The organism is Paraburkholderia sp. J11-2 (assembly GCF_905220185.1).
GTDB lineage: Bacteria > Pseudomonadota > Gammaproteobacteria > Burkholderiales > Burkholderiaceae > Paraburkholderia.
The window spans coordinates 14671-32802 of sequence record NZ_CAJMYY010000053.1; the positions used below are offsets into that span (position 1 = coordinate 14671).

The 18132-nt window shown below is 64.3% G+C and carries 18 protein-coding genes; 11 read left to right on the top strand and 7 right to left on the bottom strand.

The features are described 5' to 3' along the window. Nucleotides 1-7: 7 nt before the first annotated feature. Nucleotides 8-397, top strand: a complete 390-nt coding sequence (locus U5A57_RS40015; protein WP_321917716.1) for a type II secretion system protein — start codon at nt 8-10, stop codon at nt 395-397. Continuing rightward, the gene (locus tag U5A57_RS40020; RefSeq protein WP_321917717.1) at nt 394-1008 is read left to right on the top strand and encodes a type II secretion system protein; all 615 of its coding nucleotides are present in this window, start codon (nt 394-396) and stop codon (nt 1006-1008) included. Before U5A57_RS40015 ends, U5A57_RS40020 begins: the two co-directional genes overlap by 4 nt. A 46-nt stretch (nt 1009-1054) precedes the next feature. On the opposite strand, the gene U5A57_RS40025 is transcribed toward U5A57_RS40020, so the two are convergent. Further along, nucleotides 1055-2023 carry a response regulator transcription factor gene (locus U5A57_RS40025; protein WP_321917751.1) on the bottom strand — a complete coding sequence of 323 codons (969 nt, stop codon included), beginning with the start codon at nt 2021-2023 and terminating at the stop codon, nt 1055-1057. A gap of 10 nt (nt 2024-2033) precedes the next feature. Next, nucleotides 2034-5456 carry an ATP-binding protein gene (locus U5A57_RS40030; protein ID WP_321917718.1) on the bottom strand — a complete coding sequence of 1141 codons (3423 nt, stop codon included), beginning with the start codon at nt 5454-5456 and terminating at the stop codon, nt 2034-2036. A gap of 180 nt (nt 5457-5636) precedes the next feature. Here U5A57_RS40030 and urtA point away from each other — a divergent pair, with 180 nt between their 5' ends. From urtA to U5A57_RS40070, 8 genes are all read left to right on the top strand, one after another. Further along, entirely contained in the window at nt 5637-6911 is a 1275-nt protein-coding gene (urtA, locus tag U5A57_RS40035) for an urea ABC transporter substrate-binding protein (protein WP_321917720.1), read from the top strand. 56 nt (nt 6912-6967) lie between these two features. Further along, on the top strand, nt 6968-7885 hold the full coding sequence (gene urtB / locus U5A57_RS40040) for an urea ABC transporter permease subunit UrtB (RefSeq protein WP_321917722.1): 918 nt from the start codon (nt 6968-6970) through the stop codon (nt 7883-7885). A gap of 85 nt (nt 7886-7970) precedes the next feature. Continuing rightward, nucleotides 7971-9140: an urea ABC transporter permease subunit UrtC gene (gene urtC / locus U5A57_RS40045; protein WP_321917723.1), complete on the top strand. Its 1170-nt coding sequence runs from the start codon at nt 7971-7973 to the stop codon at nt 9138-9140. Nucleotides 9141-9143: 3 nt separating this feature from the next. Further along, the gene (gene urtD / locus U5A57_RS40050; RefSeq protein ID WP_321917725.1) at nt 9144-9887 is read left to right on the top strand and encodes an urea ABC transporter ATP-binding protein UrtD; all 744 of its coding nucleotides are present in this window, start codon (nt 9144-9146) and stop codon (nt 9885-9887) included. Between the two features lie 30 nt (nt 9888-9917). After that, the gene (gene urtE / locus U5A57_RS40055; RefSeq protein ID WP_110386303.1) at nt 9918-10607 is read left to right on the top strand and encodes an urea ABC transporter ATP-binding subunit UrtE; all 690 of its coding nucleotides are present in this window, start codon (nt 9918-9920) and stop codon (nt 10605-10607) included. Nucleotides 10608-10655: 48 nt separating this feature from the next. Next, the gene (gene fmdA, locus U5A57_RS40060; RefSeq protein ID WP_321917727.1) at nt 10656-11894 is read left to right on the top strand and encodes a formamidase; all 1239 of its coding nucleotides are present in this window, start codon (nt 10656-10658) and stop codon (nt 11892-11894) included. Between the two features lie 33 nt (nt 11895-11927). Continuing rightward, on the top strand, nt 11928-12263 hold the full coding sequence (locus U5A57_RS40065) for a zinc ribbon domain-containing protein (protein ID WP_321917728.1): 336 nt from the start codon (nt 11928-11930) through the stop codon (nt 12261-12263). A 24-nt stretch (nt 12264-12287) separates the two neighbouring features. Next, entirely contained in the window at nt 12288-13328 is a 1041-nt protein-coding gene (locus U5A57_RS40070; RefSeq protein WP_321917730.1) for an aliphatic amidase, read from the top strand. On the opposite strand, the gene U5A57_RS40075 is transcribed toward U5A57_RS40070, so the two are convergent. The 5 genes from U5A57_RS40075 to U5A57_RS40095 all read right to left on the bottom strand — a co-directional run bounded on the left by U5A57_RS40075 (nt 13322) and on the right by U5A57_RS40095 (nt 17050). Next, on the bottom strand, nt 13322-14041 hold the full coding sequence (locus U5A57_RS40075; RefSeq protein WP_321917732.1) for an amino acid ABC transporter ATP-binding protein: 720 nt from the start codon (nt 14039-14041) through the stop codon (nt 13322-13324). The genes U5A57_RS40070 and U5A57_RS40075 overlap by 7 nt on opposite strands. Continuing rightward, nucleotides 14028-14678: an amino acid ABC transporter permease gene (locus U5A57_RS40080; RefSeq protein ID WP_321917734.1), complete on the bottom strand. Its 651-nt coding sequence runs from the start codon at nt 14676-14678 to the stop codon at nt 14028-14030. The genes U5A57_RS40075 and U5A57_RS40080 overlap by 14 nt, the downstream gene beginning before the upstream one ends. Continuing rightward, entirely contained in the window at nt 14675-15352 is a 678-nt protein-coding gene (locus U5A57_RS40085) for an amino acid ABC transporter permease (protein WP_321917736.1), read from the bottom strand. Before U5A57_RS40085 ends, U5A57_RS40080 begins: the two co-directional genes overlap by 4 nt. Before the next feature lie 61 nt (nt 15353-15413). After that, entirely contained in the window at nt 15414-16220 is an 807-nt protein-coding gene (locus U5A57_RS40090) for a transporter substrate-binding domain-containing protein (RefSeq protein WP_321917738.1), read from the bottom strand. A gap of 248 nt (nt 16221-16468) precedes the next feature. Beyond that, a complete protein-coding gene (locus tag U5A57_RS40095; RefSeq protein ID WP_321917739.1) occupies nt 16469-17050 on the bottom strand; it encodes a hemerythrin domain-containing protein in 582 nt (193 codons plus the stop codon). 296 nt (nt 17051-17346) lie between these two features. Between U5A57_RS40095 and U5A57_RS40100 the strand changes: the two genes are divergently transcribed. After that, nucleotides 17347-17937 carry an NAD(P)H-dependent oxidoreductase gene (locus tag U5A57_RS40100; RefSeq protein ID WP_321917740.1) on the top strand — a complete coding sequence of 197 codons (591 nt, stop codon included), beginning with the start codon at nt 17347-17349 and terminating at the stop codon, nt 17935-17937. Nucleotides 17938-18132 lie beyond the last annotated feature (195 nt).

Sequence of the window (18132 nt, forward strand, 5' to 3'; positions counted from 1 at the left end):
GCGCATCATGAAACCCGCTCGCAGGCACACGATCCGCGGCTTCACGCTGATCGAACTCGTTGTCGTGATGGCCATCATCGGCCTGCTGCTGACGATAGCGGTGCCGCGCTATATGCACAGCATCGAAGTCGGCAAGGAGCAGGTCCGGCGCCAGAACGTCGCGGTAATGCGCAATGCGATCGACCAGTACTACGGGGACAACGGCCAGTACCCGGAGACGCTCGACGAACTGGTGGCCAAGCATTACCTGCGCGCCGTCCCCGTCGATCCGGTCAACGGCGATGACAAATGGGCTGTGATCGCTTCGCCCGATGAAACCAAGCCAGGCGTCTACGACGTCGCGCCGGCCAGCAGTGCGCAGGGGACGCCGCCGCACGCGCAAGGAGACGCGAAATGAGCAGCGCGGGCCGCACGCCGCGCGCCAGGCGGCGCTTGAAGCCCCGTACGGCGCGCGAGCGCGGGCTCGTGCTGCTGGCGCTTTTGATCGCGCTGATGCTGATGTCGATCGCATTGGCGGGCGCGCTCGACGTGTGGTCGCTGCAACGCCGCCGCGAGCAGGAAAAGCAACTGCTGTTCGCCGGCAACCAGTACCGGTTGGCGATTCTGCGGTACTACCGCGTGGGCCGGGCTTACCCCGCGACGGTCGATGAACTGCTCGACGACACGCGCTTTCCCAAGCCTTTTCATCATCTGCGTTTTGCCTATCCCGATCCGCTCACCGGCAAGAACGACTGGGTGCCGATGCTGCAGGGCGATCGCTTCTACGGTGTCTTCAGCCGGTCGGCGGAAGCCACGCTCAAACGCACGGGATTTCCCCGGCAATACGAGGATTTCGAGGGCGCGGAAACTTACGACGGCTGGAAGTTCCTTTTTCTTGCCCCGGGCTTGCGAACCACGCAAAGCAACCCCGGAGGCCTGACCGCGCCCGGGAAATCCACCAGCTTTCCTGCGCTGTCCGGCTTCGATGGCGGCTTCCTGCCGGGGCAGCGGATGCCCGGGTCGCGCTGACGCGTAACGGGCGGCAGATCGCGCGCCCGGGATTGCCTGACGGCATTCAGGTCCGGTCCAGCGTCTTTATCGCCAGCGCGGCGGCGGCGGCGCGCGTTTCGACATGCAGCTTGCGGAACAGATGTTCGAGGTGCTTGTTGACCGTGCGGGGCGCCATACCGAGAATGTCGCCGATGTCGCGATTGGTTTTGCCGCGCGACACCCAGAGCAGCACTTCGGCTTCGCGCGCCGTCAGGCCGAAGCGCGCACCGAGCGCATTGCGATGGACGGTATCGTCTATTTCCTTGAGGATAACGATCCATTCGCCCGGCTCGGGCGCAGGCGTCGCGCTCGCCGAGCGGCGAACGTGCCCCGCTGCGAACTCGTGAACGGCGTCGGGTGGGCATCCGCGCGCAAGCCACTCCTCGAACCAGGCGTGCAACTGCGGTGGCAAGCTGAGGCGCGCACTGGCTTGCGTTGCCTCATCCGCCTGGTCCGCGCCGGCGGCGGAGTAGGCCGCGATCTGGCGCGCGGCCTGCGGACTTTGCCAGCGGATCGTGCCATCGGCGCCCACGATCAAGGCCGCGCGCGTATCGAGCGACAGCGCGGCGTGCGCATAGAGTTGCGCGCGCGAGCGCCGCACGTGCGCGTCAATACGCGCGCTCACTTCCTCTGGCCGCACGGGTTTCGTCACATAGTCGATGCCGCCCACGCGAAAGCCGCGCACCACGTGCTCGCTTTCGGTCAACGCCGTCATGAAGATCACGGGAAGGTGCTCGTGGCGCACGTCCTGTTTCATGCGGCTGCAGGTCTCGAAGCCGTCCATGCCCGGCATCATCGCGTCGAGCAGCACGACGTCGGGTGTCACGCGCGCGAGGCACTTGAACGCGTCTTCGCCGGAGAGCGCGACCAGCACCGCGTAACCGTGCGCCTGGAGCGTGTCGGAAAGAAATGCGAGGTTGTCCGGCGTATCGTCGACGATCAATACGACAGGCCGGTCGTCAAGCCAGCCAGGCGCCGCGTTGGCGCCGCCCATGGCCTGCGCGTCACGCATCGGCGGAGCGAGGCAGTCGGTCCAGTTCATGCTCGAGTTCCCTTAGCTGAAAGCGTTCCGCCAATGCGCGCAGCACATCGATATGCTCCTGCAGCGCAGGCCACGTGGCGCGGGCCGTGTCGAGCTGCTCGATCACGCCTTGCACGTAGCCGACTTCGAGGTGCGCGCGCAGGCGTTCGAGCACCGCTGGCGGCCAGGCGGCGTTGAGCGAGGCCGCACCGGCCTGCGCGGGCGCGGGCAATGACGTATCGGATGCAATCCAGTCGAGCGCTAGCAGTTGCGCGAGTTTGTCGAGCAGCACGTTCACCTGCAGCGGCTTCACAAGATAGCCGGCGCAACCGGTCGCGCTCGCGCGTTCGCGGTCGTCGGCGAACGCGTTGGCCGAAAGCAGCACGACAGGCGCATTCGACAACTGGTTTTCGCGGATCAGGCGGCTGGTTTCGTAGCCGTCCATGAGCGGCATGGAAATGTCCATGATGATCGCGTCGGCGCTGTGCGTGGCGAGCCAGCGCAGCGCCTCGGGGCCGCTCGCCGCCTCGGCGACGTCGAAGCCAAGCGGCGTCAGCAGTTGCACGACAATGCCGCGCTGGTCCGCGAAGTCGTCGACGACGAGAATCGCACGGCGCTCGCCCGTATAGCCGCGTATCGCCGCGAGTTCGGTGCGCGCGTCGGCGGCGCTGTCGACGGCGGGCGCAAAGAGCCGCACCACGAAGCGCGTGCCGCGTCCCACCTCGCTGTCGACTTCGAGACTGCCGCCGAGCGCCTGCGTGAGCAGCCGGCAGATCGTGAGGCCAAGGCCCGCGCCGTGGTCATGCGCGTGCGCGGCGTCGCCTCGCTCGAAGGGCAGGAACAGGCGCTCCATCTCGGCCGCGGGAATGCCGGGTCCGGTGTCGATCACTTCGAACTTGAGGGTGTCGAGCGCGTGACTCACGCGCAGCGTCACGGTGCCGGCGGAGGTGAAGCGGATGGCGTTGCCGATCAGGTTAGTGAGGATCTGGCCCATGCACTTCTGGTCGGAGCGCACCGTGGCGGGCAGACGGCCGACGGTCTGCACGTCGAAGGCCAGCGCCTTTTCGAGCGCCTGGGGGCGCAGCATCGACGTGACGTGCGAGACGAAATCGGCGAGCGGCACGCGCGCGATGTTCAGTTGCAGCTTGCCCGCTTCGATACGCGCGACGTCGAGCAGGCCGTCGACCAGCGCGAGCAGATGTTCGCCGCTGCGGTGGATCGTGCGCACCGCGTTATAACGGGTCGCCGAAAGCTCGTCTTTCGCCTGCAGCAACAATTGCGCATAGCCGAGAATGCTATTGAGCGGCGTGCGCAACTCGTGGCTCAAGCCGGTAACGTAGCGGCTCTTGGCCTGATTCGCCGATTCGGCGGCGGCCGTTGCGCGTTTGAGCGCGGCGTCGGTCTTCTGGTGTGCGTCGATTTCGAGCATCAGCAATTCGTTTTGCCGCTGCGATTCTTCCTGCGTGACGCGCCGGCTTTCGCGCTCGAGCACGAACCACCATGCCGCGATGCAGCCCACCAGAGAGAGCGAGAAAAATATCTTCAGGAAACTGCCCGCAATGGCGCCGTCGAATGACGCATCGTTGGCGGCAAGCGTCGTCACGCTCTGCGACCAGATCAGATACAGCACGCTCGCGAGCACCGCCAGCATCGCGACCACGAGGCTCGCGTAATGCGTGAGACGCAGCGCGGCGGGGCCGAGCCGAATGCGCGGAAAAACGCGATGCAGCGCGCGGTCGGCCTGCGCGGCGAAGCGCGCATGCGGTTTGCAGCGGTCGTGGCAGCGCGAGTCGAGCGAGCAGCACAGCGAACAGATCGTGCCGCCGTAAGCGGGGCAGTACGCGGTGTCGTCGGGTTCGAAGGCGTTCTCGCAAATCGCGCAGCGCAGCGAAACGGCGTCGCCCGTGGGCTGCGCGGCCCGCGCGATGTAGTAGCGCCCGCGCGTGGCGATCGCGATCGCCGGCGCACAGACGAACGCCACGCCGAACGCGATGAACGATGACATCGCTTGCGCAAGCACGCCGAGCATGCCGCTTTGCGCGAGCATCGCGACCGCTGCCGCGATCAGCATGGCCCCCACGCCCACGGGATTCACGTCGTACAGATGCGCGCGCTTGAACTCGATATAACGCGGGCTATAGCCGAGCGGCTTGTTGATCACGAGATCGGCAAACAGGGCGCCCACCCACGCAATCGCAATGTTCGCATAGAGCGACAGCACCTTGCCGATGGCGTCGAATACGCCCATTTCCACGAGCAGCAAGGCAATCATCACGTTGAACACGAGCCAGACCACGCGGCCCGGGTGACTGTGCGTGAGCCGGGCGAAGAAGTTCGACCACGCGAGCGAGCCCGCATAGGCGTTCGTCACGTTGATCTTCAACTGCGAAACGATCACGAAGAGCGTCATCACGGGCAGCGCCCAGCTCGCGAGTCCGAGCGGATCGAGCAGCAGATGATAGGCGACGAGGTACATCTGCGTGGGCTGCGCGGCGTGCGAGGCATCGACCTCATGCTGGATCGCGACGAAGGCGAGAAACGCGCCGCCGAGCATCTTGAGCGCGCCGGGCACGATCCAGCCCGGGCCCGCCGAAAGGAGGGCCAGCCACCAGCGCGTGCGGTTGCGCGCCGTGAGCGGCGGTAAAAAACGCAAATAGTCCACCTGTTCGCCCACCTGCACGATCAGCGCGAAGACCACGGTCGAGGCCTGACCGAACGCGATCAAGCTGAACGCGCGGCCTTGCGGCGCGAAGCCCGCGAACGTCGTCCATTCGTGCACGAGGCCCGGATGACGCCACAGCACCGCCGCATAGGGCAGCGCGAACAGCACGAGCCAGAGCGGCTGCGTCCAGCTTTGCAGGCGGTTGATCAGCGTGATGCCGAACATCACGATCGGGATCACGACGAGCGAACTCAGCACATACGCGATCCCGAGCGAGATGTGGAAATAGAGCTGCAGCGCGAGCGACATGATGGCCGCTTCGAGCGCGAAAAAAATAAACGTGAAGACGGCGTAGAGCAGCGAGGTGAGCGTCGAGCCGATATAGCCGAAGCCCGCACCGCGCGTGAGCAGGTCCATGTCGACGCCATAGCGCGCCGCGTAATAGCTGATCGGCAGGCTCGTGAGCCAGATCAGCACCGAAACGGCGGCGATGGCCCAGATCGCGTTCGTAAAGCCGTAGTTGATGACGAGACTGCCCCCGATTGCCTCGAGCACGAGAAACGATACGGCGCCAATTGCCGTATTGGCCACGCGCAGTTCCGACCAGCGGCGAAACGAGCGCGGCGTGAAGCGCAGCGCGTAGTCTTCGAGCGTTTCGTCGCCGACCCAGGCGTTGTAGTCGCGTCGCACCTTGACGATGCGCTGCGTGCTGGGCGCGCCCACTGGCGGGGGACTTTGGGACATGAAGATGATCCGGATTGGTGCGAAAGCGGCAGGATCGAAGTTCATGCAAGTTACATTCCAGTGCGCCGGCGGGGAATACGTCAATCGACGTATTTCGATTGCCAATTTGGCTTTCTACATTGCGTCCAACCTCGACCCAGCCCTGACACGAAGCGCAGGGCGCCCGATAAGGAGAACGTGATGTCCGCAGACGATCGAATCGATGACGATGCCCGCATGCCGTCGCCGCTGCGCCGCAAACTGCTCGGCGGCCTCGCCGCCGCGCCGCTGATGGCGCTCGGCATGCCGCGCACCTCGTTTGCGCAAACGCCGCCCACGGCGAAGGTCAACACGACGGGCCTTGCCGTGACCGACACGACGGTGACGGTGGGCCAGCTGCATTCGGCTACCGGCACGATGGCGATCTCCGAGACCGGCTCGATTCAGGCCGAACGCCTCGCCATCGAGCAGATCAACGCCATGGGCGGCGTGCTCGGCCGCAAGATCCAGATCATTCAGGAAGACGGCGCGTCCGACTGGCCCACCTTCGCGGAGAAGTCGAAGAAGCTGCTCGAAAACGACCACGTCGCCGCCGTGTTCGGCTGCTGGACCTCGGCCTCGCGCAAGGCGGTGCTGCCGGTGTTCGAGAAGGACAACGGCCTGCTGTACTACCCGACCTTCTACGAAGGCCTCGAGCAGTCGAAGAACGTGTTCTACACGGGCCAGGAAGCCACCCAGCAGATTCTGTGGGCGCTCGACTGGGCGTCGAACACGAAGAAAGCCAAGACGTTCTTCCTGATCGGCTCGGACTATATCTGGCCGCGCACCTCGAACAAGATCGCGCGCCGCCATATCGAGCAGCATCTGCACGCGAAGGTCGTGGGCGAAGAGTATTACCCGCTCGGCACGACCGAATTCAATTCGCTGATGAACAAGATCAAGCTCGCGCGCCCCGACTGCATCTTCGCGACCGTGGTGGGCGGCTCGAACGTGGCGTTCTACAAGCAACTGAAAGCGGCCGGCATCACCCCGCAGAAGCAGTTCCTGCTCACGCTTTCAGTGACCGAAGACGAAGTGCTCGGCATTGGCGGCGACAACTTCGCGGGCTTCTATTCGTCGATGAAGTACTTCCAGTCGCTCGATAACGACAACAACAAGAAGTTCGTCGCGGCATTCAAGGCGCGCTACGGGCAAAAGGCCGTGATCGGCGACGTCACCCAGGCCGCGTATCTCGGCCCGTGGATCTGGAAGGCCGCGTGCGAGCGCGCGGGCAGCTTCGACGTGGACAAGGTCGTGGCGTCGTCGGCGGGCATCGAGGTCGGCAACGCGCCGCAGGGCTACGCCAAGGTCGACGCGAACCATCACCTGTGGAGCCGCTCGCTGATCGGCGAGGGCCAGGCGGACGGCCAGTTCAAGGTCGTCGCGCAGTCGGCGCAACCGATCCAGCCGAATCCGTTCCCGAAGGGCTACATGTAATCCGTCAACCGAAGCTGCGCGGCGCGCATCATGCGCCGCCGCGCGAGGAGCGCTCGATGTCCGCTACCGACATTTTCAACATCACGCTGATGCAGGGCTTCGCCGGTTTGAGCCTGTTCAGCGTCCTGCTTCTGATGGGGCTCGGGCTGGCTGTGATCTTCGGCCAGATGGGCGTGATCAACATGGCGCACGGCGAATTCATGACGATCGGCGCCTACACCGTCTACATGTTTTCGTGGTTCGCGCAGAACGTCTGGCATGCGTTCACGCCGGTGTACTTCTTCTTCGCGATCTTCGCGGCGTTCGGCCTGGCGTTTGCGGCGGGCTGGCTTGCCGAATGGGCGCTCATCCGGCATCTCTACCGGCGCCCGCTCGACACGCTGCTCGCCACCTGGGGCCTGAGCCTCGGCATGCAGCAGGTGTTTCGCTCGACCTTCGGGCCGAAGGAAGTGAGCCCCGCGCTGCCCGACTGGCTGATGGGTTCGTGGGAGCCGGCGCCGGGGCTCGACATTCCCGTGAGCGGCATGTTCGTCATGGGGCTCGCGCTGCTCATGACGGGCGGCTTGCTGCTCGCGCTCTATCGCTCGCGCTGGGGGCTGCGGGTGCGCGCCACGGTCGCCAACCGGCCGATGGCGAACGCGGCGGGCATCAACACGCGCCGCACCGACCGCATGACCTTCGCCATCGGCTGCGGCATCGCGGGCGTGGCGGGTGCGGCGTTCACGGCGATCGGCTCGACCGGGCCGACGAGCGGCTCGCTCTACATCGTCGATTCGTTTCTCGTCGTGACGTTCGGCGGCGCGGCGAGCCTGCTCGGTACGGTGGCCTCGGCGTTCGGCATCGCGCAGATGCAGTCGATCAGCGAGTTCTTCCTCTCGGGCTCGATCGCCCGCGTGCTCACGCTGCTCACGGTTGTCGTGATCCTGATGCTGCGTCCGCAGGGCTTGTTCGCCTCGAAGGTGCGGCGCGTGTAAGGACATTAAGGGCGTTAAGGGCGTTGCCGGGTGCGCGCTCGCGCGCGCGGCTCATTCACTGTTTCACTTGTATGGAGAGATGGACATGGAACCCATCCAACCCGTGGCGGGCGGCGTCTCCCCGCGATCCGGCTCCGGCGCGGCGCCGGGCGGCTGGCGCGCGGTCGCGGCGCGGCTCGACGCGTCGGGCTACGCAGGCATCGCGATCCTCGCGGTGCTGATCGTGATCGTGTTTCCGCTCGCGCTCGACACATTCCGGCTGAACCTCATGGGCAAGTATCTGACCTATGCGTTCGTGGCCATGGGCCTCGTGATCGCGTGGGGCTACGGCGGCGTGCTGAGCCTCGGGCAGGGTGTGTTCTTCGGCCTCGGCGGCTATGCGATGGCGATGTTCCTCAAGCTCGAAGCGTCCGACCCGGCCGCGACGCGCACGCAGACCACGCCCGGCATTCCCGACTTCATGGACTGGAACCAGCTCACGGCGCTGCCCACGTGGTGGAAACCGTTTCACTCGCTGCCGTTCTCGATTCTCGCGGTGCTCGTCGTGCCGACGGCGCTCGCATTCGTGATCGGCTACGCCATGTTCAAGCGGCGCGTGGGCGGCGTGTACTTCGCGATCATCACGCAGGCCGTCGCGCTGATTCTCTCGGTGCTGATCATCGGCCAGCAAGGCTACACGGGCGGGGTGAACGGCATCACCGACCTGCGCACGCTGCTCGGCTGGGACATTCGCACCGACCACGCGAAGCTCGTGCTCTATTTCGTCAACGCGGTGCTGCTGATCGGCGCGTTGCTCGCTTGCCGCTGGGTCCAGCGCAGCAAGGCAGGCACGCTGCTGCTCGCCATGCGCGACAAGGAAGACCGCGTGCGCTTTTCCGGCTACGACGTGGCCATGTTCAAGGTGTTCGCGTTCTGTCTCGCGGCGCTGCTCTCGGCCATCGGCGGTGCGATGTTCACGTTGCAGGTGGGCTTCATGTCGCCGTCGTTCGTCGGCATCGTGCCGTCCATCGAGATGGTGATCTACGCGGCGATCGGCGGTCGCATGTCGCTCGTGGGCGCGGTGTACGGCGCGATTCTCGTCAATCTTGGCAAGAGCTGGTTCTCGGAGAGCTTTCCGAATCTCTGGCTCTATCTGATGGCGGCGATGTTCATCGGCGTGGTGATGGCGTTTCCGAACGGACTCGCAGGCCTCTACGAAGAGCATGTGCGACCGCGCGTGCGGCGCTGGCTCGGCGTGGCGAACAAGGAGGCATGAAGCATGAGCAACACTGACTTTCTGCTCGCGATCGAAGACTTGACCGTGTCGTTCGACGGCTTCAAGGCGATCGATTCGCTGAATCTCTATCTCGAGCGCGGCGAACTGCGCGTCGTGATCGGACCGAACGGCGCGGGCAAGACCACGCTGCTCGACCTCATTTGCGGCAAGACGAAGGAAACGGCGGGCAGCATCAAGTTCCGCAACGAGGAAATCACGAAGCTCGCGGAATTCCGGCGCGTACGCAAGGGCATTGGCCGCAAGTTCCAGACGCCGTCGATCTACGAAAACCTGAGCGTCGCGCAAAACCTGGAGGTGTCGTTTCCGCGCGGGCGCAGTGTGTTCGGCGCACTCGCGTATCGCGAGGACGACGAAGTGGCCGACCGCGTGCGCGCCGTTGCCGACGAAATCGGTCTTGCCGCATTGCTCGATCTGGAGGCCGGGTTGCTTTCGCACGGCCAGAAGCAATGGCTCGAAATCGGCATGCTGCTCATGCAGGACCCCGAACTATTGATGCTCGACGAACCGATTGCGGGCATGAGCGTGCGCGAGCGCGAATTGACTGCCGAGCTGCTCGACCGCATCTGCCGCAACCGCTCGATGATCGTGATCGAGCACGACATGGCGTTCGTCGAGCGCATTGCGCACAAGGTCACGGTAATGCATCAAGGCAAGATTCTCGCGGAAGGGCCGATGGCGCAGGTGCAGGCCGATCCGCGCGTGATCGATGTCTATCTCGGCCATTGAACGACAGAACGACTGAACGGAGGACACATCATGCTGGAAGTCGACGATCTCGTCGTGAGCTACGGCCAGAGCGAAGTGCTGCACGGCATCGGCTTTTCGGTGGCCAATGGCGAAAGCGTTGCGGTGATGGGCCGCAACGGCATGGGCAAGACCACGCTTTTCAAGGCGCTTATCGGCATGCTGCCCGCCAATCGCGGCACGGTGCGCGTGGGCGGCGCCGACGTTTCGAAGGACGAGAGTTACCGGCGCGTTGCGAAGGGTATCGGCTACGTGCCGCAAGGGAGGCAGATTTTCGCTTCGCTGAGCGTCGAGGAAAACATTCAGACGGGACTCGAAAACGCGCAGAGCCAGCGCATACCCGACGACATTTACGCGCTCTTTCCCGTGCTATTCGACATGAGGCGCCGCAAGGGCGGCAATCTCTCGGGCGGCCAGCAGCAGCAACTCGCCATCGCGCGCGCGCTCGCGACCGACCCGAAAGTGCTGCTGCTCGACGAGCCGACCGAGGGCATTCAGCCGTCCGTCATCAAAGACATAGCGAAGGCGCTGAATCAGATTCGCCAGACACGGAACATCGCCATCGTCGTGTCGGAGCAGGTGCTGAGTTTCGCGCTCGACGTCGCGGACCGGCTCTTCGTGATCGAAGGCGGGCGCTTCGTGCATCAAAGCACGCGCGACGCCGGTGACACCGATCGCATACGCGAATACCTCTCCGTGTGAACGCCGAGCTTCACAACCTGACCACCTTCGAACCAAGGAGCGAACGCAATGCCTGAAACTCTCATCAAGGTCGACCTGAACCAGTCCGCCTACGAAAACGAACAGGTCCACAATCGCTGGCATCCGGATATCCCCATGGCCTGCTGGGTCAATCCCGGCGACGACTTCGTGCTCGAAACGTACGACTGGACCGGCGGCTTCATCAAGAACGACGACAGCGCCGACGACGTGCGCGACATCGACCTTTCGATCGTGCATTTTCTCTCGGGCCCGGTGGGCGTGCGCGGCGCGGAGCCGGGCGACCTGCTCGTGGTCGACCTGCTCGACATCGGCGCGAAAGCGGACAGCCAGTGGGGCTTCAACGGCTTCTTCTCGAAGTCGAACGGCGGCGGTTTTCTCACCGATCATTTCCCCGACGCGCAAAAGTCGATCTGGGATTTCCATGGCGTGTATACGAGTTCGCGCCATATTCCGGGCGTGAATTTCGCGGGCCTGATTCATCCGGGGCTCATCGGCTGCCTGCCCGACCCGAAGCTGCTCGAAACGTGGAACGCGCGCGAAACCGGTTTGATCGCGACCGCGCCCGAGCGCGTGCCGCCGCTGGCGAATCCGCCGTTCGCGGCCACGGCGCACATGGGCAAGCTGGCAGGCGAGGCGCGCGACAAGGCCGCCGCCGAAGGCGCGCGCACCGTGCCGCCGCGCGAGCATGGCGGTAATTGCGACATCAAGGACCTGTCGCGCGGCTCGAAGGTGTTTTTCCCGGTCTACGTGGATGGCGCGGGCCTCTCTGTCGGCGACCTGCACTTTAGCCAGGGCGACGGCGAGATTACGTTCTGCGGCGCGATCGAAATGGCTGGCTGGGTGCACATGCGCGTGAATGTCATCAAGGGCGGCATGGCGAAATACGGCATTCGCAATCCTGTGTTCCAGCCGAGTCCGATCACGCCGACGTACAACGATTATCTGATCTTCGAAGGCATTTCCGTCGACGAGCAGGGCAGCCAGCACTATCTCGATGTGACCGTTGCGTACCGCCAGGCGTGCCTGAACGCCATCGAGTATTTGAAGAAGTTCGGCTACTCGGGCGCGCAGGCGTATTCACTGCTTGGTTGCGCGCCGGTGCAAGGGCATATCAGCGGTGTCGTCGATATTCCGAACGCGTGCGCGACGTTGTGGCTGCCCACGCAGATCTTCGACTTCGACATTCGACCCAATGCCGATGGCCCGATCCAGCACATCAAGGGCGGCGTCGATCTGCCGTGCTCGCCCGATCTCGCGAAAGCGTAATCGATCGTCACATCGTCACACGAGGAACCCGTCATGCCGATCTACGACTTCGAATGCGCGAGCTGCGGTCCGTTCGCCGTCATGCGCCGCATTGCCGACCGCGAAAAGCCGTGCCGCTGTCCCGATTGCGGCGGCGAAGGATCGCGCGTGATCAGCGCGCCTGCGCTCGCGTTGATGGCAGGCACGCGCCGCCATGCGCACGCGACGAACGAACGCGCGGCGCATGCGCCGCGTCAGTCCGGCGACGGGCCGCCGCTGCGCCATCGCCCCGGTTGCAGCTGCTGCTCGGGCGGCGGCGCGAAGCTCGCGGGCGCGCCGTCCGAAGGCCTCAAGCGCCCGGCAGGGCGGCCGTGGATGATCAGCCATTGAACCGACTTATCAGGAGAGCAAACTATGCGACATGGTGATATTTCGAGCAGCCGCGACTGCGTGGGCGTCGCGGTCGTCAACTACAAGATGCCGCGACTGCACACGAAGGCCGAGGTGCTCGCAAACGCGCGGAACATTGCCGAGATGGTGGTCGGCATGAAGCAGGGCTTGCCGGGCATGGACCTCGTGGTCTTCCCCGAGTATTCGACGCACGGAATCATGTACGACCGGCAGGAGATGTTCGATACGGCGTCCACGGTGCCTGGCGAGGAAACCGACATCTTTGCCGCCGCGTGCCGCAAGGCCAACGTGTGGGGCGTGTTTTCGCTGACCGGCGAGCGCCACGAGGAACATCCGCATAAGGTGCCGTACAACACACTCGTGCTGATCGACAATCGCGGCGAGATCGTGCAGAAGTATCGCAAGATCATGCCGTGGACGCCGATCGAAGGCTGGTATCCCGGTGATCGCACCTACGTGACGGAAGGGCCGAAGGGCCTCAAGATCAGCCTCATTATCTGCGACGACGGCAACTATCCGGAGATCTGGCGCGACTGCGCCATGAGCGGCGCGGAGCTGATCGTGCGCTGCCAGGGCTACATGTACCCGGCCAAGGAGCAGCAGGTCATGGTCGCGAAAGCCATGGCGTGGATGAACAACACGTATGTGGCCGTGGCGAATGCCACGGGCTGGGACGGCGTGTATTCGTACTTCGGCCATTCGGCGATCGTCGGCTTCGACGGGCGCACGCTCGGCGAATGCGGCGAGGAAGAGATGGGCGTGCAGTACGCCGAGCTTTCGCTAAGCATGATTCGCGACGCGCGACGCAACATGCAGTCGCAGAATCATCTGTACAAGCTGCTGCATCGCGGCTACACAGGCACGCTCAATTCGGGCGACGGCGCCAACGGCGTGGCCGCGTGTCCGTTCGGGTTCTACCGGAACTGGGTAGCGGACCCCGAAGGCACGCGGCGCGCGGTGGAAGCGCTCACGCGTACGACGCCGGGCACCGCCGAGTGTCCGATAGAAGGCATTCCACACGGCGATCAAGACGAACGTCACTGAATGAAGCGCCGCAACTCCACCGTCGACGGACTGCCGAAAATTTCCTCGGGCGGTCCGCTTTCCCATACGCGGCCTTCGTGCATGAACACCACGGTGTCGCTCACGGCGCGCGCGAAGCGCATTTCGTGCGTGACCATGATGAGCGTCATGTCCTCGCGCGCGAGGCTTTCCACCACGCCCAACACCTCGCCCACGAGTTCGGGGTCGAGCGCGGATGTGATTTCGTCGCAGAGTAGCACGCTCGGCTTCATGGCGAGCGCGCGCGCAATGGCGACGCGCTGTTGCTGTCCGCCGGAGAGTTGATCGGGATAAGCGTCGAATTTACCGCCCAGGCCCACGCGCTCGAGCATCTCCTGTGCGATGACCCGGGCCTCCTTGCGAGGTGTTTTCTTGACGACCGTTTGCGCGAGCATCACGTTTTCGCAAGCGGTGAGATGCGGAAACAGGTTGTATTGCTGAAAGACCATGCCGACTTTCAGCCGCAGCGCGCGCAGATCCGCGTGGCGTGCATCGACGTGTTCGCCGTCGATCTCGATCGAGCCCGCGTCGATGCTTTCGAGTCCGTTCAGCGCCCGCAGCAAGGTGCTCTTGCCGGAGCCGCTGCGCCCGATGATGCTGACCACCTGGCCGCGTTCGACAGTGAGGTCGATTCCCTTCAGTACAGGGTGGGCGCCGAACTGCTTTTCGACGCCTTCGGTCTTAACGAGCGGCATGCCATTTCCTTTGCAGCACCCGCGCATACCGCGTAAGCGGATAGCACAGGGCGAAATAGATCAGCGCGACGAGGCCGTAGACCAGAAACGGCCGAAACGTCGCGTTCGAAATTTGTGTGCCGGCCTTCGTGAGTTCGGCAAAGCCAATGATCGACACGAGCGCCGTGTCCTTGATCGCCTGCACGCCGAAACCCACGGTCGGGCCGATGGCGATGCGCGCGGCTTGCGGCAGGATCACATGGCGCAATTGCTCGAAATAGTTCATGGCGAGACTGGCCGACGCCTCCCATTGGCCCTTCGGCACCGCCTCCACGCAGCCGCGCCAGATTTCGGCGAGATACGCGCTCGTGAACAACGTGAGGCCGAGCGTGGCCGCCATCCACGCCGAGACGTCGATGCCGAGCAGCGGCAACCCGAAGTAGACGATAAAGAGCTGCAGCAGCAACGGTGTGCCCTGGAACACCTCGATGTAAATGCGCACGAGCGAGCGCAGCACGCGTGAGTTCGACACGCGCATGACGAGCAGCAGCAAGCCCACCACGCCACCGGTCACGAATGAAACCAGCGAGAGCAGAACGGTCCAGCGCGCGGCCAGCAGCAAACCTTCGACGATCTGCGCGAATGTGAATTCGATCATCGCGCGCCTCGCAGGTTGCGCGTGAACAGTCGCCGGCCGGCGGCGGTGAGGGCGGCGCGCAAGAGGAGCGCCATCACGAGATAGATCCCAGCGATGAGGAAATACGTTTCGAACGCGCGGAAATTGCGCGATTGCACGTAACCCGCCGCATACGTGAGATCCGCGACCGAGATCTGCGAGACGACGGCCGAGCCGAGCATCGTGATGACGATCTGGCTCGCCAGCGCGGGAAACACCTTCGCGAATGCTTGCGGAAGCAGCACGTGCACGAAGGTTTCGCGGCTCGACATCGCGAGCGCCGCGGCGGCCTCGCGATGTCCGCGCGGCACCGCGTCGATGCCGGCACGCAGGATCTCGACGGAATATGCACCGAGGTTCAGCGTCATCGCGAGCACGGCCGCCGTGTATTCCCCGATGTGCACGCCGAGCGCGGGCAGCCCGAAGAACACGAAGAAAAGCTGCACGAGAAACGGCGTGTTGCGAATGGCCTCCACATAGGCGTGCACGACCGTGCGCGGCGCCGTGCGGTGGCTCTGGTAGACGGCCGCGCCCGCGACGCCCAGGCTGATGCCGAGCAGCGTCGAGGCCGCCGTGAGCGCGAGCGTGACGGACGCACCGCTCGCGAACATACCGGCGTAGCCCGCGAGGTCGCCGAACTGAAGCTGATAGCTCATGAAAATATGACGGGTGTGCAGAGGTGAAAGCGCCCGCCGCGCATGGCGGCGGCGCAAGGCGTCAAAGATTGGCGGGCAAGGGCTGGCCAAACCACTTCTTCGACATCGCCTGGAGCGAGCCGTCCTTCTTCGCCTCCTCGATCGCCGCGTTGACCTTGGTGAGCAGTTGCGGCTCGTTCTTGTTGAGGCCCACGAAGCACGGCGAGTCCTTGATGACGAATTTCATCTGCGGTTCGCGCGGCGGGTGTTTCGCGAGGATCGTCGCGGCGACGATATTGCCCGCCGCGATCAGCTGCACCTGGCCGGAGAGAAACGCCTGCATGGTCGCGTTGTTGTCGTCGAAGCGACGGATGGTGGCGTTCGGCGCCATGTTGGTGAGCGCGACTTCTTCTAGTGCGCCGCGCGTCGCGCCAACGGTCTTGCCGGTGAGGTCCGCAGGTCCCGCCACCTTGATATCGGCCGGTCCGAACACGCCCTGGAAGTAGGGGGCATAGGGCTGCGAAAAATCGATGACCTTTTCGCGGTCCGGCGTTTTGCCGAGCGAGGAGATCACAAGGTCGACCTTGTCGGTCTGCAGGTAGGGAATCCGGTTTGCGCTATTGACCGGCACGAGCTGCAACTTGACCTTCATCGACTTCGCGAGCAGTGCAGCCATGTCGATGTCGTAGCCTTGCGGCTGCATGTCCGGGCCGACCGCGCCAAACGGCGGATAGTCCTCGGGAACAGCCACGCGCAGCACGCCGCGCTTGGCGATGGCGTCGAGTGCGTCGGCGTTGGCGGCCTGAGCTGTGAAGAAGGTCAGTGCGGGCACGGCCAGCAGCGCGGCGAGCCAGCGGCGGCGTTGGAGCGAATTGGGCTTGTGTTGCATCCTGGGATTTCCGAAGAGATGGGTCGCCCGCATTCTCAAGAGCGAGCGTGCCGTGGCTAAAGCAAGGAGCGCGCCAATGCCCGCGTGCTCAGCCTGTGAAGCCGTAGCACATGAAAAGACCGGGTGATTTGTCGTGGGATGCCGGGTGGAATTCACCAGATCGGTGCACCGGCAAGGTTCGGTAAGCGCGGGGGATCTCGCTGTAGTTCCACCTCGCCGCGCTAACCGGCAGGTCCGCGTTCCGGCGTTCAGGTTTGCCTGTCCGGCATGGTCTGGACGATCAGCGCATAGAGATCGTCGAGATTGTCTTCGATCTCGAGACTCTCGAAGGGATCGCGATTCGCGCCGAATGCCTCGTCGATCTCCACCCAGTCGGCCACGGTCAGATAGCGCCGCGCGCCAGGCAGGATCACCGTCTCTTCAAGATGCTGGTGTTGAGCGTAGAAGTCGGCATAGGCGCTCACCTCGCCGCGCAGCGCAGGCAACGCGCCCGCACCCTCCAGTTCGTACCGTGTGAGTGAGCGCTCGATGGCGTGGATGTACTGCTCGCCTTCCTCGTGCTGACGCCCGAGTTCGTCGATTGCGGCATCGAGTTCGTCGGTGCGCCCGCGTAGCCGTGCGAACAGATATCGCTCCTCCTTCGGGTGATGAATCTGCTCGGGAAATTCGCGTATGTAGTAGAGCATCGCGCGCATGAGCATGGCGCCGGATGAACTGGCATCGGACGCCATGCGCTCGGTCACGCGCAGCATGCCGTTGACGACGCTCGTCAGGCGTCGGTGTTCGCTCAGGATCACCTGTATCGCGCTGCGTCGGGTGGCAGGTTCCATGTCGGGCTCCGTAACAGGCTCGGCCAACCGGGTAGGAATACGCACTCGAGCGCGCGCCAGGTCGGCGCCGCGTGGTCGGCCGCAACGCATTCACTATGGAACTGGCGGCGCGGGAAGTATTGATCCTGGTCAATCTGTGCGGATCGTCCGCGCCATGCTGAAGGGGACTGGCGGCTCACGCAAGCAGGGCAATCCGCATATCTTTGATGTGCATCAATCAGACGATCGCGGGCGCGCGCACGATCTCTGCGTAGCGGTTTTTGAGAGGAGCCACCGCCATGCAGAAACACCTGATCGTGGTCGCGCATCCGGTGGAAGACAGCTTCACCATGAGCGTGACGCGCGCCTACCTTGGAGAGCTGGTCCGCATGGGCCATGACGTGCGTGTGCATGACCTGTATCGCATGGGGTTCGATCCCGTGCTGTCCGCGCAGGAATTAACCGAGCAAAGCGACGCGCACATTCGGATGGCCGACGTCGTGATCGCGCAGAAAGACGTGCTCGCGGCGGATGTCGTGACCGTCATCTATCCGCTCTGGTGGATGGCGATGCCCGCCATGATGAAAGGCTATGTCGACCGGGTATTCAGCCGCGGCTTCGCGTACGAGACGCAGCCGGACGGCGTGCACGGCTTGCTGGCGGGTCGCCGCGCCGTCGTGGTGACCGTTTCGGCGGCGCCGCTGGCCTCGTTCGTGGAGGACGGCCGTTGGCAGGCGATGCAACTGCTGCAGGACACGCACGTTTTCCGCGCATCCGGCTTCAATCTGATCGGGCACCTGCATTTCGACGAGATCGGCCCGGCGATGGCTGCCCCTACGGCCTCCGCCAACCTCGCGCGAGTGCGTGATTTTGTACGCGGTCACTTCGCATCGGTGCCCGCGACGTGAATCCTGAGCGCAACAGATTCGCGGCGGGTCGCGATCAGGCCATCCTGCGAGCTACGCGGCCAGGGCGTGGTTCCAAACATCCTTGGAGGGAACATGAAAGCACTGGTCTACAACGGTCCGGGCAAATTTGCGGTCGAATCGCGGCCGATGCCCGCCTTGCAGGGCCCCGGCGATGCAATCGTCAAGCTGTCGAAA

Bases quoted from the DNA above. Each gene is read 5' to 3' on its own strand.
- U5A57_RS40030 (WP_321917718.1), bottom strand. From the start codon at position 5,456: ATGTCCCAAAGTCCCCCGCCAGTGGGCGCGCCCAGCACGCAGCGCATC.
- U5A57_RS40070 (WP_321917730.1), top strand. From the start codon at position 12,288: ATGCGACATGGTGATATTTCGAGCAGCCGCGACTGCGTGGGCGTCGCG.
- U5A57_RS40075 (WP_321917732.1), bottom strand. From the start codon at position 14,041: ATGCCGCTCGTTAAGACCGAAGGCGTCGAAAAGCAGTTCGGCGCCCAC.
- urtA (WP_321917720.1), top strand. From the start codon at position 5,637: ATGTCCGCAGACGATCGAATCGATGACGATGCCCGCATGCCGTCGCCG.
- urtC (WP_321917723.1), top strand. From the start codon at position 7,971: ATGGAACCCATCCAACCCGTGGCGGGCGGCGTCTCCCCGCGATCCGGC.
- urtB (WP_321917722.1), top strand. From the start codon at position 6,968: ATGTCCGCTACCGACATTTTCAACATCACGCTGATGCAGGGCTTCGCC.
- U5A57_RS40025 (WP_321917751.1), bottom strand. From the start codon at position 2,023: ATGGGCGGCGCCAACGCGGCGCCTGGCTGGCTTGACGACCGGCCTGTC.
- U5A57_RS40080 (WP_321917734.1), bottom strand. From the start codon at position 14,678: ATGATCGAATTCACATTCGCGCAGATCGTCGAAGGTTTGCTGCTGGCC.
- U5A57_RS40065 (WP_321917728.1), top strand. From the start codon at position 11,928: ATGCCGATCTACGACTTCGAATGCGCGAGCTGCGGTCCGTTCGCCGTC.
- urtE (WP_110386303.1), top strand. From the start codon at position 9,918: ATGCTGGAAGTCGACGATCTCGTCGTGAGCTACGGCCAGAGCGAAGTG.
- U5A57_RS40020 (WP_321917717.1), top strand. From the start codon at position 394: ATGAGCAGCGCGGGCCGCACGCCGCGCGCCAGGCGGCGCTTGAAGCCC.
- fmdA (WP_321917727.1), top strand. From the start codon at position 10,656: ATGCCTGAAACTCTCATCAAGGTCGACCTGAACCAGTCCGCCTACGAA.
- U5A57_RS40015 (WP_321917716.1), top strand. From the start codon at position 8: ATGAAACCCGCTCGCAGGCACACGATCCGCGGCTTCACGCTGATCGAA.
- urtD (WP_321917725.1), top strand. From the start codon at position 9,144: ATGAGCAACACTGACTTTCTGCTCGCGATCGAAGACTTGACCGTGTCG.
- U5A57_RS40090 (WP_321917738.1), bottom strand. From the start codon at position 16,220: ATGCAACACAAGCCCAATTCGCTCCAACGCCGCCGCTGGCTCGCCGCG.
- U5A57_RS40085 (WP_321917736.1), bottom strand. From the start codon at position 15,352: ATGAGCTATCAGCTTCAGTTCGGCGACCTCGCGGGCTACGCCGGTATG.
- U5A57_RS40095 (WP_321917739.1), bottom strand. From the start codon at position 17,050: ATGGAACCTGCCACCCGACGCAGCGCGATACAGGTGATCCTGAGCGAA.